Here is a 13,957-nt window from a genome sequence, read left to right on the forward strand (position 1 = left end):
AACATGGAATTACTGATCCAACCGGGAAAACTGACCTTAGCCGATTTACGTCAAGCTTACCTCAACCCAATTAAAGTTAAATTAGATGAAAGTGCTTCATCTGCAATTAATGCAAGCGTGGCTTGTGTAGAGCAAATTGTAAATGAAGGACGTACAGCTTACGGTATTAATACAGGTTTTGGCTTACTTGCTTCAACTAAAATTGCGCCTGAAGATTTAGAGAAATTACAGCGTTCATTAGTTCTTTCGCATGCGGCAGGTGTAGGCGAAGCACTTGATGATGCAATGGTTCGTTTAATTATTCTATTGAAAGCAAATAGCTTGGCACGTGGTTTCTCCGGTATTCGTCGTAAAGTCATTGATGCTTTGTTGGCCTTAATTAATGCTGAAGTTTACCCACACATTCCACTTAAAGGTTCAGTAGGGGCTTCTGGTGACTTGGCACCACTTGCACACATGTCTTTAGTTTTACTTGGTGAAAGTAAGGCACGTTATAAAGGTGAATGGTTACCAGCAGTTGAAGCTTTAAAAATTGCAGGTTTAGAACCAATTTCTTTAGCGGCTAAAGAAGGTTTGGCACTTTTAAATGGTACACAGGTTTCAACAGCTTACGCTTTACGCGGCTTATTTGAAGCAGAAGATTTATTTGCTGCCGCGACAGTTTGTGGTGGCTTAAGTGTTGAAGCAATGCTTGGTTCACGTGCACCTTTCGATGCGCGTATTCACGAAGTACGCGGCCAACGTGGTCAAATTGATGTGGCTGCGGCTTATCGCGATTTATTGACTGATTCGAGTGAAATCTCTCGTTCACATGAAGAATGTGGCAAAGTTCAAGACCCATATTCTTTACGTTGTCAACCACAGGTGATGGGTGCATGTTTAACTCAAATCCGTCAGGCTGCTGAAGTATTAGAAATTGAAGCAAATGCTGTATCGGATAACCCGCTTGTATTTGCTGAACAAGGTGACGTGATTTCTGGTGGTAACTTCCATGCAGAACCTGTTGCAATGGCGGCCGACAATTTAGCATTGGCAATTGCAGAAATTGGTTCACTATCTGAACGTCGTATTTCGATGATGATGGACCGTCATATGTCACAGCTTCCACCGTTCTTGGTAGCAAATGGCGGTGTTAACTCGGGCTTTATGATTGCTCAGGTAACCGCTGCTGCTCTTGCAAGTGACAACAAAGCGCTTGCACATCCTGCAAGTGTGGATAGCTTGCCGACTTCAGCCAACCAAGAAGACCATGTATCGATGGCTCCAAATGCTGGTAAACGTCTTTGGTATATGGCTGATAACGTCCGCGGCATTTTAGCTGTTGAATGGTTAGGCGCTTGTCAGGGTCTAGACTTCCGTGAAGGTTTAAAAAGCTCGCCTAAACTTGAACAAGCTCGTAAAATCTTGCGCGACCAAGTTCCTTACTACAGTGAAGACCGTTTCTTTGCTCCTGATATCGAACAGGCTAGTGAATTGCTTGCGAGTGGTTGCCTAAACGAGTTACTCATTCCAAAACTACTCCCTAGTTTATCTGAAGTGTGATTGATAAAACGGTCACATGGAGTGGCCGAATCCAACTAAATTTCCTCAAGGATTGGAGATTATAATGTCACAAAACTCCACACTACAGCGGGGCTTAAACACCCGCCACATTCGTTTCTTGGCATTGGGCTCAGCAATTGGAACTGGGCTTTTCTATGGTTCGGCAACTGCTATTAAAATGGCAGGGCCTTCAGTATTACTTGCGTACATCGTTGCAGGGATTGCAATTTATATTGTGATGCGCGCACTGGGTGAAATGGCAGTCCATAACCCTGTCTCTGGCTCATTTAGCCACTATGCTTCTCAATACATTGGTCCTTTGGCCGGCTTTACGACAGGCTGGACTTATGTTTTTGAGATGGTGATTGTTGCAATTGCCGATGTCACTGCGTTTGGTATTTATATGGGGTTCTGGTATCCCGATGTCCCACGGTGGATCTGGATTTTGTCTCTCATCATGTTCTTGGGCGCAATTAACCTCATTCATGTGAAAGTCTTTGGTGAACTCGAATTTTGGCTCTCAATTGTCAAGGTGAGTGCCATTGTTGCCATGATTTTAGGTGGCTTAGGTTTGATGTTCTATGGCTTCCATGCTGACCATAGCAGTGTAGTGCCGGGGATTCAAAACTTATGGATCTATGAAGGCTTTATGCCACATGGCATTGCAGGCTTGGTTGCATGTTTATCTGTAGTGGTATTTGCTTTCGGTGGTATCGAAATTATTGGTATTACAGCAGGTGAATCACAAGACCCGAAAACTACTTTACCTAAAGCAATTAATGCTGTTCCGGTACGTATTTTACTTTTCTATGTACTGACTATATTTGTACTCATGTCGATTTTCCCATGGAACCAGATTGGTAGCCAAGGCAGCCCGTTTGTACAAATTTTTGAAAACTTAGGCATTAAATCTGCTGCAAATATTTTAAATATTGTAGTGGTAACTGCTGCAATTTCGGCAATTAACAGTGATGTGTTTGGTGCAGGCCGTATGTTGTATGGTATGGCAAATCGTGGCCAAGCACCTCGAATCTTCCAAAAATTATCGCGTAATGGCGTGCCTTGGATGACTGTTGTGGTTATGGCTGGCGTGCTGTTAATTGGTGTGGTGCTGAACTACCTGATTCCTGAAAATGTGTTTGTCATCATTGCATCAATTGCAACGTTTGCAACTGTTTGGGTATGGCTCATGATCTTGCTTTCGCAAGTGGCTATGCGCCGTAAATTATCTACTGCTGAAATTAAGGCACTTGATTTCCCTGTATTTGGCTGGCCATATGCCCCTGCTTTTGCAATCGGTTTTATGGTGTTCATTTTAGTGATGATGGGCTACTTCCCAGATTCGCGTCCTGCAATTTATGTAGGAATCACTTGGCTTGCTCTCTTAACTATTGCTTATCGTATTTGGGTAAAACCAGAGCAAAGCTTGGGAAAGGAAAGTGAGCCTGTCCAGCAAAACATAGAAATGGAAAGCTAACAAATCAGCTGCCCAATAGTTTTACTGTTGGGCAGTTTCGAGGATAGGCTAATGAAAAAACTTTGGCAAAACTGCCATATTGCCACCATGCAAAATGGGCAATATTCCTACATTGAAGATGCTGCAATTGTCACAGAAGGGCATCTCATCCACTGGATTGGAAAACAACAACAACTTCCTGCCGACACTTATTCCGAAACAGTTGACTTAAATGGCGCTTGGGTAACCCCGGGGTTCATCGACTGTCATACGCATAGCGTATTTGGTGGTAACCGTAGTGTTGAGTTTGAAAAGCGCTTACAGGGCGTGAGTTATGCTGAAATTGCTGCAAGTGGTGGCGGTATTGCTAGTACAGTACGCGCAACCCGAGAAGCCAGTGAAGAACAATTACTGAAATCAGCCCTTAAGCGTATTCGCTGCATGCAACAAGACGGTGTAACCACCATTGAAATTAAGTCTGGCTACGGACTCAACTACGAAAACGAGCGCAAGATGCTGCGTGTGATCCGTCAAATTGGTGAAGCTTTACCAATGACGGTAAAAAGTACGTGTTTAGCTGCACATGCTTTACCGCCAGAGTACAAAGACCAAAGCGACGCTTATATCGAGCATATCTGTACAGAAATGCTGCCTAAACTGCATGCTGAAGGTTTAGTCGATGCTGTTGATGCTTTCTGCGAGCATTTAGCATTTTCGCCAGCTCAGGTTGAACGCGTTTTTAAAACGGCACAATCATTGGGGCTACCCGTTAAGCTTCATGCCGAACAGCTCTCATCGCTAGGTGGTTCAAGCTTAGCAGCACGTTATCATGCTTTGTCGGCTGACCATTTAGAGTACATGACCGAAGATGATGTCAAAGCCATGGCAGAGTCGGGCACGGTTGCAGTGTTATTACCGGGTGCTTTTTATTTATTGCGTGAAACACAATACCCACCGATTGAAAGTCTTATTAAACACGGAGTGCGTATTGCGCTGTCGAGTGATTTAAATCCGGGTACATCTCCAGCACTCTCTTTACGTTTAATGCTGAATATGGGCAGTACGTTATTCCGTTTAACGCCTGAGCAAGCATTAGCAGGTGTCACTATTCATGCTGCACAAGCGCTCGGTTTAGAGCAAACACACGGTAGTTTGGAGCAGGGTAAAGTCGCTGACTTTGTCGCTTGGGATATTGAGCATCCATCTGAAATTGTTTACTGGCTGGGCGGAGATTTGCCTAAGCGAGTCGTTCAGCATGGACAAGAAGTTATTTTTTAAACGGTGTCACATGAATCACACATTTAAATGGCAAGGCCGACATGATGGCGAGGGTGAGGCACATCAACGTATTCACCATATAGTGAACACCACCCAACATGCTGAATTTGCCCTGATTGGTTTTAGCTCTGATGAAGGCGTGAAACGTAATAAAGGCCGAGTTGGTGCTGCCGATGCACCAGATGCAATCCGTACGCAACTTGCTAATTTACCGATTCATCGCCCAGTCAGTATTGTCGATTTAGGGACGGTGACCTGTGAATATGGCAATTTAGAGCAAGCACAAAGCGAATTAGCTGAACAAGTCGCAAATAGCCTAGAACATGGCTTAAAACCTGTTGTATTGGGCGGTGGACATGAAGTTGCATTTGGCAGCTTTAGCGGTCTGTTCCAATATGTACAAGCTCACGCGCCAGATAAAAAAATCGGCATTATTAATTTCGATGCCCATTTTGATTTGCGTGAAGCAGAGCATGCCACCTCTGGAACACCTTTTTTACAGGCAGCTCGACTTTCAGAACAGCATCAAAAACAATTTAATTATTTATGTATTGGGGTCGCCAACCATGCCAATACTAAAATTTTGTTTGATACTGCCGATGCGCTGAATTGTTCATATTTACGTGATCATGAGGTTAATATTTTTAACCTAAACAACGTGCTTGCAGCGGTTGATGCTTTTATTGAAAAAGTAGACTGTTTGTACGTTACGATTGATCTAGATGTATTCGCGGCTGCGGTTGCACCGGGAGTCAGTGCACCTGCTGTAAAAGGAATTGATTTAGCGACTTTTGAAGCGATTTTTAAGCATATTCAAGAGTCTGGCAAAATCAAACTTCTAGATATTGCTGAGTGCAATCCAAAATTTGATTTGGACAATCGAACAGCAAAACTGGCTGCGTACATTGTTTATCAATATTTATTTTTTTGAGAAACAATTTTTAATGTAGAAATGAAAAAGTGCACTGAGATCGCTCATGTGCGCTTTTTTTTGACTTTCTGGTAAATTAAAGTCAGATACGGAATATAGATAGCAACTATAATTAATTTAATTAAAAAGAAAATTAATTTATAAAATCATTGAGTTAAAAAATACTCGATTTTTACACTATTTTATATGCTGCTTGGCACGTAATTTGTTTTGTCTTTATTTTAAACTTCGTTAAATATGTTTGGATAATTAAATGAAAAACAGAACCTTACATTTTGCTTGTATCAGTGTTTTATTTTGGATGTCTCATTCTTCTGATGCTGCAACCCCCGAAATAAATACAAATACCATCGAAAAATCACAATCTAAACAAAAGAGCGATGTCTCTGTTCGGGTGAAAGCTTTAAATCAGCTTTTACAGGAACAGTGGGAATACACTTTAAAAAATAGTCCTGAAACTGCAACCGTTTTAGGAGACTTACGCTATAACGATCGATGGACCGAATTTTCAAAAAATCAGATCGAGAAAGATAAAAAAACTACGCAAAATTTTTTAAAACGTTTCGAAGCAATTGATAGCACAGGATTTTCAGCAACTGATCAATTAAATAAAGATTTAATGATTTATCAGTTGAAAGAAACACTTAAAAATTATGATTTGAAATTGTATGAGATGCCTTTTAATCAAATGTGGGGGCTACATTTACAATTTCCGGGATTTATTAGTTCGATTCCATTTAATAATGCTAAGCAATATCAAGACTATATTGCTCGTTTAAAACAAATTCCTCTTATTCTTGAGCAAGGTATTCAGTTAGCGAAACAAGGACAAAAAGATGGCTTGATGCCACCCAAATATTTAATTGAAAAGGTGGCAAAGCAGATTGATAGCATTGCAACTCCAGCAGGAAAGGACAGTGTGTTTGCTTCTCCATTAAAGCAATTTCCAAACAACATTTCGAAAGCAGAACAAGAGCGTTTAAGCCGTGAAGTACTACAGGTCATAGACCAGAATGTACGGCCTGCTTATCAAAAACTCGGGACGTTTATTCAGAAAGATTACTTACCCTATGGACGACAACACGAGGGTATATGGAGCTTGCCAAACGGTGACGAGCTCTATCGTTTTTATGTAGAAAACAATACGACAACCTCTGAAAGCCCTGAAACTATTCATCAGCTCGGATTAAAAGAAGTTGCTCGGATAGAAGCGGAAATGCTGAAAATTGCCAAAGCACAAGGTTTCAATGATTTAAAAAGTTTCCAACAATCATTAAAGACAAATCCTGCGGTTTTCCCAAAATCTCGTGAAGAAATTTTAGAGATTTATCGCGGGTATATTGCCCAAATGCAACCAGAGCTGCCGAAGCTGTTTGGTTTATTACCCAAAAATAAAGTCGAAGTTTTACCTGTAGAGCAATATCGAGAAAAAGAAGCGGCAGGTGCGGAGTATCATCAAGGAACGCCTGATGGTTCACGGCCGGGACAGGTATATGTAAATACTGGCGACTTCTCTGAACGTTCCAAAATATCAATGGAAGCAACCGCTTACCATGAAGCAATTCCCGGCCACCATATGCAGATTGATATTGCTCAAAACCTGCCAAATTTGCCGATGTTCCGAAAGCAACCCAACCATACCGCTTATATTGAAGGATGGGCACTTTACGCAGAGCAATTGGGCAAAGATGTGGGTTTCTATAAAGACCCGCTTTCAGACTATGGAAGACTATCGAGTGAGTTGTTCCGTGCTTGTCGTCTAGTGGTGGACACTGGCGTACATTATAAAAAATGGACCCGTCAGCAAATGATTGATTTTATGCGTGAACACTCTGCTTTAGATGAACCTGATATTCAGGCAGAGACGGATCGCTATATCGCTATTCCTGCCCAAGCATTAGCATATAAGATGGGCCAACTCAAAATTTTAGAGCTACGGGAGCTCGCGAAACATGAGCTTGGAGACCGTTTTGATATCAAAGCATTCCATGACATGGTTTTAAATGCAGGAACCTTGCCTTTAAATATACTCGATGCCCGTATTAAAAATTGGATAAAGGAACAAAAAGCGGCAGCTTAAAACAAAAATCGAAATTTAGGTCAGGTCCTCGTTGGGCCTGATTTAAAAACCGATAGAAAACAGAATATAATAAGAAAAAATATATTTTCGAAACTAGAAATGGAAAAAAACCTAAAAGAATATCAGGCTATTATTTTTGATTTAGATGGCACTTTAGCCGACTCCTTTCATTTTTTTCTAAGCGTTTTAAATCAACTTTCCGCAAAGTATAAATTTAAATCGGTAAGCCTTCACGAAGTCGATTACTACAAACAACTTACGCCTAGAGAAATTATGAAAGAGATGAATGTTTCTAGGTGGAAACTGCCTTGGATTGCGAAAGATTTTATTCGGTTAATGAAAGAAAGAGATGAAGAAATTCATTTGTTTGAAGGTATGCGGGACCACTTAATTGAACTGCATAAGCGGGGGTATACGCTTGCAATTATTACTTCAAACTCTAAAGAAAACTGTCAAAATGTACTTGGTAAAGAACTCTGTGAGCTTTTTAGCCATATTGATGGTGGCTCGTCTATATTTGGCAAAGCGAAGCGAATAAAGCGTGTTCTCAACATTTTGGATGTAAGTAAAAACCAAGCAATTTATGTCGGCGACCAAACCACGGATGGCGAAGCTGCACATGAAGCAGGTATTGATTTTGCTGCGGTAGGTTGGGGTTATACATCGGCCGAAAAATTAAAAACCATTCAACCTAAAGTCGTGCTAACAGACTTGGCAACCATGAAAGAATTTTTCTAAACACATGAAATACAGGATAAAGCATGAATAACAATAACAGCCCGATTGGAATGATTGATTCTGGTTTAGGCGGGTTGTCTCTCTTTAAGCATATTCGGGAGGCGCTACCGAATGAAGATATTATCTATTTCGCCGACTCGAAATATGTCCCTTATGGAGACAGAGAAAGCGACTGGATTGTTTCAAGGACCACGCATTTAATTTCAAACCTAGTTGCTCAGGGTAAATGCAAAGCGATCGTGATTGCTTGTAACACCATGACGGCTGTAGCGGTTGAAACGATTAGAGCGCAAATTAGTGTGCCACTTATAGCAATAGAACCAGCGGTAAAACCTGCTGTGGCAATCACACAAAGTAAGCATATTGCTGTCTTGGCGACTGCAACTACGGTGAGGGGTAAAAACCTAAAAAGTTTAATTGAAACGTATGCGCAAGATATTAAAGTGTCTTTGGTGCCTTGTATTGGCTTAGCCGAAAAAATTGAAACGGGTAAAGCACATACAGCGGAAGTTAAAGATTATTTAAAAAATATTTTGGCGCCGTTAGTCGAGCAAAAAGTCGATACGATTATTTTAGGATGCACACACTATCCATTTGTCTCAGATACGATTCAGGAAATTGTAGGCCGTGATATTCAAATTATTGAGCCTTCGGAGGCTGTGACAGCGCAATTAATTCGGCAGCTCAATCAATATCATTTAAATTCTGAAAGTCCAAATGAGGGAAATCATATTATTTGGACCAGTTCAGACCCGTTGGAAGTTGCTGATGTTTCTTTTTCTTTGTTAGGTACGCATTTACCTGTAAAAGATATCGCAATATAAATTTTATAAAGATGGTAAGAGCATTTTCTCTTACCATCTTATGTTCTAGCTCAAATTAAGCTTATTTCAATTCCCAGCGTTGTCTCGGATCATTAGATCGTTGACTAATAGTTGCATATGAACCCCAGCTATGCGTTAGTACCGCATCTGGCTGACCTTCTATAAAGATATAACCATCTTCAAATGCCCAATTAGTTTGGTACTGGCGACCTGCGCCTTGCAAGAAAATATCGCCACTATGCCAGTGAATTGCTTGCGTCTCTTCATAATTTACACTGTTTAATGCTGTTTGCAGTTGTTCAAAAGACTCATTTGACTTTAAAGCTGTCTGCAAAATCTTTTTGGCAGTATTCATATTTTTCTCATCAATATGTAAATCTAGAGTCTTTCTAAGCTCTAGAATAATTTTTACTGCTTCTTTTTGAGGGGCTTCTACATGTTGAAGCTCTATCCATATTTTGTTTCGTAATATCTCAAGCTGCTCTTTTTTAAGTTTTTTTAGAAGTTCATTCATATCGTAATTGTGTAAATACAATCGGAACACTGAATCTGATTGCCAATCTATGTGATCCAAGATATCTAATTGCACAGAAGCAAGAATGATTTTATAGAGTTGTTCATTATGCTGAGTGAAAGGGCTATTAGGTAAATCCTTAAGTTCAGGAATATCTAAATCTAGAAACGGAGAGCGTGCATATTCATAGAACTTTTGCTCAATGCTACGAATTGACTTATGAGCGAGGACTGGATTTAAATATTCTTCCAATTTTTTATCGTCGAGCTTACCTACAAGCTCCGATTTAATGGTTTCTTCGCCGTTAATATTAATAAATGTTTCTAATAAACCAACAATATCAAGATGATTATTGGTTTTTAAATGAGCAAGTGTTTCTTCATCTTGCTTTGGTAAAAGACTAAGAAAGTTTGCTAGGTTTTTGTCATTCATTTTAAATCCAATGACTTTTGTCTCAACATTGGCACCGAGAACCCAATTAGAACGGATATCTTTAACTTTGTTGTATAGCTTATTCTCTCGATGACCACCGTTATATACGCGACTGTCAAAATACCAAAGCTCTTCGTCTATATTTTTAACTTTGTCATGTACTGTAAATAGTCGGTCATTTGTATGAGAATACGGTAACTTACCCGTTTCACCACGTGCAGTTACAGCATCTTGCATACCATGGGTTTGACCACCGTATGCACTTGCGATACATGCACCTGTTTCTTTATTAACGATTCTAAAGTTTCCTGTTGGGAATCCATTAGCCATGATGAGTTGTTCCTTATAATTAGAAAGTGTTTTGTAATAGTCGAAATTTATAGTTATTAGGCAAATTTCGAAGCGTGATTTATATCATAATTTTTCATGTAAAAAGCCAAGTGTTTTTGTTGGTTTTTGTATATAACACATTGATTTAAATGTATTTATTAGAATTCCTTAATAAAGGCCGAGACTATACTTTAGAACTTTATAAATTCAATAAAGCTATAGAAAAATAAGCGCTGGAAAAGATGCTAGAAGTGATCGCTTATCAACTTATGGAGTAGGGGCTTTTTTCTATAAGATATTTTTTATACTTAAATCGTCTTCATGTTAGATTTATTTGTATAAACTATTAATTTAGGATTAATCTATTTTATTAACTAAATATATATAACCCAAGTTTATATTTTAAATTTAATTAAAAGCCATAAATGTAATAATAAGGGTAATACTATTTAAATATGAATAAAATAATTATATTTAAATTTTTTCATTAAAATAAATTGACGTAATTAAAATCACCGATTATTATGTCGTTGCTGGCCTACATTGCCAGTCGGTTTTAGCAGACCGTACCCTAGCGTGTCGGGTTATACTTCCTCAGTATTACCCGTGTGGAACCTTTGTGCCCCCTTTTTCTCTATGGTAGGGCGGAAGGGGGACGCGTTCGCGCGTGCTGGTCGCTAGGTCAGTCTGCTAACCCTCTTTCGTTCTACCACCCTAAATTAGTTCGCGGTGATTTGGTGGTAGAACTCCATTTTTAAGGAGTTGGCCATGCCATTATTCAAACTCATTTTCTCTCTCAATTAATTATTTTATTTATTTAAAATTTAGGTTTTTGCGACCTGATTTTTTAAATTTATAAATTATTTCTATTTTAAAATTTTAATTATTTTATTTTCCTATGTTTGTGGGAGGATTAATTATTGTCTAAAAATTATTTTAATATTTAATCGAATTATATTTTTATTTTATTTAAAGATATAAATAATCATGAGAATAATATGAAACTTCATAAATTTATATTGATTTTAAACCTTGTGGTCGGTGCTTACAGTATTACCAATGATGATGCCAATGCTCAGCAGGAATTTAAAAGAATTTGTTTGTCAGATGAATACATGCAAGCCAGTTGTAATTGTGTTTGCCAACAGCTTGCACAGGTGTATTCACCTCAAACCGTACAACGTTTAAAACGCACCAGTTTGCAAAGTCCTGTTCTCCCACAGGACTTTGCCCCTAACTTGTTCAGCAGCATTCAACGCTGCGATAAAACTGAAATGGGCTAAGTTCGCTTAGCGCCTTTATCTCTGTGTCGCAATGATCTCTCAAACTTTAAATCAGCGCAAAAGTAAAAGACTGTTGTGATACAGGGGCCTAGGGGGAGTGTTCTTTATGTTCTGGTATGAACGCAATAAAAAAGCCCGATAGGCAATTAATACCTATCGGGCTTTCTAATCAACAGAAGCGATCTACGTTTTTATCATAGCGAAATAGTATAAAACTAAAATTAATAAGAATGATAGTCGGTAGTATTTTCCATCAAAACATCAGCAATTTGATCTTGATTTAAGAAGGTGGACTTAATTTCCTCAAGAAAAGACATTGCAGAAGTAATAGTTTCTTCATCGGCAGAATCAATTTCTGATGTATTTGCAATGTTGTCGTAAGCAGCATGAAAAGTGTTGAAGTCTTTATAATTTCCGTTAAAAACTAGATCTTTATATTCATTAATGAATGAAGACAACTTTTGTAGCTTTCTTGCTTCTATCGCACATCCTATTGCAACAGCAGTTTGTCCTGATAACACTGATTCTGAATGAAACTTTAATGACTCATAAATTGCTAAGAACTTGACTCCCATTTTCTTTAGCTTATCATTTTTAATGATGTCGGTAATTTTAGAATCATTAGCTTGCAGATCATTTTCTTTAGGAAAATAGATGGTTACACTTTTTTGGTTTTTCCAATGCGGATTATCTTTTTCAAGCCGCGTTTCCACGTAGTTTTGCAACCATACATACTTTGTCTGCTGGGAAGTATTTGATGTGTGGAAGATAAAAAAAGGTACGTCAAACATTAAGGCATATTTTATTGTATCAACAGGAAAACTAGAAAGTTTTACCGTCTTCTTGAACTTCTTGTCAGTACCTTTAACCTGAACAAAGATAAAATCGCCAGTCGCATCATTCAAATCAAATCTTTCTAATTGTAGATCGACCCCATAATCTCTCTCCTCAAGATTACGGACAAGCCAGTTTTCATTTAAGTGAGTAAAAATAGTTCTGATCGCCTTAGTATCAATACGATGTGTCTCTATTCTTTTTGGCATGGTAATGGCTTCCTCTCTTATCAGCTATTTTACAGATAATTTTCCATTAGATTATGAAAAACTCACAAAAAGATTCGTCTATGTGTTTAGAATTTGCGGGTTAATCAAACAATGAAATTAAAAATCATTATTACTTCAATATTTTGAAGTAATTAGTTTTTCTTTTTAAAATTTCTGTTTTAGCTCTGGAAATACCGCAATAGTTTGTTCAGATGGTTTGATTTCTATATATCGTTTGCTTTTTAAAGATATACATACTTTAAGTTTCAACAAATGCTGAAAGTCGTAGATTGTATGAAGGAATATATTTGACTAAGTGACCTTATTGTACAATTTTGCTGAAAAGACTATAAAGTTGTTGTTTGTTTTTTACTTTTCTTTTATAGAAAGATTTAATTTATTCCCAATCATTGAATATCCATTCAACGATTTGTCCTTGATATAAGGAAAGATTGGTGAAACGATTTATTCCATAATGAAAAACTAGAAAAAGAAGAATATAATCCGTAGGTATTACATTCCTCAAGCAGTGATCGTTCTGTTTTTTAAGCATTTGAATGTTTATGTTAGAATTTACTATTCAATTTAGTCAATTAGTTTGTAAATACAGAGAAGAAAAAATATGTCACAAAAGCAATTAGTACTGGTCTGTAATATGGATAGATGTTACCTAGGGCGAATTGAAAGAGGTAAGGTCAATCCTACCTTAGAAAACGTTTACGATTTAGAAAAAAATTTTAAAGTATTGCCAGTGCAATTATTGTCATAAATTTAAGTGAATTAAATTTAGATAATTTGTAAAGTAGTATAGCAACAATAATTTATACCTTAAGAGTTTTTATGAAAAATCAATATGCTGAAATTATGGAAGAAATGTTAGAATTGCAGAATTCTACTAATAGTTTAATCAATAAAGAATGGAGAAATGCAAATAATCCTTGGTATAGGGCTATATGGACTGAATGTGCAGAATTAATGGATCATGTCGGTTGGAAATGGTGGAAAAAACAAGAAATTGATATTGAACAAGCTCAAATAGAGTTAATAGACATTTGGCATTTTGGTCTTAGTGATATTCTTCAAAGAAGACTCAAAATCGATGATCTTTTGAAGGGGTTAGAAAATGTTAACTTAGATCCTTTAGTAGAAATTCATCGTAAAACTATCAATAAAGCTGAAATATTAGAAAAAATTGAAGATTTCATGGCTTTTACAATACAACATAAGAAATTTGATATTGAAAGTTTCATGAACCTTTCTCTTCTGTTATCGCTTGATATAGTCGAAATCCACAAACTATATATTGCAAAGAATGTATTAAATAATTTTAGACAGCATAATGGATATAAATCTGGAGAATATATAAAGATTTGGAATAATCGTGAAGATAATGAACACTTATATGAGATTCTGAATACATATTATGAAGGTAATCTTGATACTCAATTATCAACTTATTTATATAATCAATTAGAAAAAAGATATAAGCAATTAGATAAATAAGTT

At 37.6% G+C, this 13,957-nt stretch carries 11 protein-coding genes and 1 pseudogene; 10 read left to right on the plus strand and 2 right to left on the minus strand.

Features of this window, described 5'->3' with window-relative positions; genetic code table 11:
• The first annotated feature begins 3 nt into the window (after positions 1-3).
• The 7 genes from hutH to murI all read left to right on the plus strand — a co-directional run bounded on the left by hutH (position 4) and on the right by murI (position 8,849).
• The gene (gene hutH, locus MKL36_RS17180) at positions 4-1,542 is read left to right on the plus strand and encodes a histidine ammonia-lyase (protein WP_000421600.1); all 1,539 of its coding nucleotides are present in this window, start codon (positions 4-6) and stop codon (positions 1,540-1,542) included.
• A 64-nt stretch (positions 1,543-1,606) separates the two neighbouring features.
• On the plus strand, positions 1,607-3,019 hold the full coding sequence (locus tag MKL36_RS17185) for an amino acid permease (protein WP_000081464.1): 1,413 nt from the start codon (positions 1,607-1,609) through the stop codon (positions 3,017-3,019).
• 51 nt (positions 3,020-3,070) lie between these two features.
• A complete protein-coding gene (gene hutI, locus MKL36_RS17190) occupies positions 3,071-4,276 on the plus strand; it encodes an imidazolonepropionase (RefSeq protein ID WP_021510250.1) in 1,206 nt (401 codons plus the stop codon).
• A 10-nt stretch (positions 4,277-4,286) separates the two neighbouring features.
• A complete protein-coding gene (gene hutG, locus MKL36_RS17195) occupies positions 4,287-5,207 on the plus strand; it encodes a formimidoylglutamase (protein WP_031222393.1) in 921 nt (306 codons plus the stop codon).
• Positions 5,208-5,460: 253 nt separating this feature from the next.
• Positions 5,461-7,287: a DUF885 domain-containing protein gene (locus tag MKL36_RS17200; RefSeq protein WP_021510248.1), complete on the plus strand. Its 1,827-nt coding sequence runs from the start codon at positions 5,461-5,463 to the stop codon at positions 7,285-7,287.
• Between the two features lie 99 nt (positions 7,288-7,386).
• Positions 7,387-8,025, plus strand: a complete 639-nt coding sequence (locus MKL36_RS17205; protein WP_000414390.1) for an HAD family hydrolase — start codon at positions 7,387-7,389, stop codon at positions 8,023-8,025.
• 23 nt (positions 8,026-8,048) lie between these two features.
• On the plus strand, positions 8,049-8,849 hold the full coding sequence (gene murI, locus MKL36_RS17210) for a glutamate racemase (protein WP_021510247.1): 801 nt from the start codon (positions 8,049-8,051) through the stop codon (positions 8,847-8,849).
• A 61-nt stretch (positions 8,850-8,910) separates the two neighbouring features.
• Here murI and MKL36_RS17215 read toward each other — a convergent pair whose 3' ends face one another.
• Positions 8,911-10,125 (minus strand): hypothetical protein, encoded by a 1,215-nt coding sequence (locus tag MKL36_RS17215; RefSeq protein ID WP_021510246.1) that lies wholly within the window; start codon positions 10,123-10,125, stop codon positions 8,911-8,913.
• Positions 10,126-11,123: 998 nt separating this feature from the next.
• Here MKL36_RS17215 and MKL36_RS17220 point away from each other — a divergent pair.
• Positions 11,124-11,418, plus strand: a pseudogene (locus MKL36_RS17220) (hypothetical protein).
• A 211-nt stretch (positions 11,419-11,629) separates the two neighbouring features.
• On the opposite strand, the gene MKL36_RS17225 reads toward MKL36_RS17220, so the two are convergent.
• Positions 11,630-12,451 (minus strand): DUF4365 domain-containing protein, encoded by an 822-nt coding sequence (locus MKL36_RS17225; RefSeq protein ID WP_021510244.1) that lies wholly within the window; start codon positions 12,449-12,451, stop codon positions 11,630-11,632.
• A 655-nt stretch (positions 12,452-13,106) separates the two neighbouring features.
• Here MKL36_RS17225 and MKL36_RS19115 point away from each other — a divergent pair.
• On the plus strand, positions 13,107-13,220 hold the full coding sequence (locus MKL36_RS19115) for a helix-turn-helix domain-containing protein (RefSeq protein WP_372535374.1): 114 nt from the start codon (positions 13,107-13,109) through the stop codon (positions 13,218-13,220).
• Positions 13,221-13,291: 71 nt separating this feature from the next.
• Entirely contained in the window at positions 13,292-13,954 is a 663-nt protein-coding gene (locus MKL36_RS17235; RefSeq protein WP_021510243.1) for a dUTP diphosphatase, read from the plus strand.
• Positions 13,955-13,957: the final 3 nt, after the last annotated feature.

The sequence above is a fragment of the Acinetobacter sp. AOR12_HL genome, from assembly GCF_027855275.1.
Classification (GTDB): Bacteria; Pseudomonadota; Gammaproteobacteria; order Pseudomonadales; family Moraxellaceae; genus Acinetobacter; species Acinetobacter baumannii.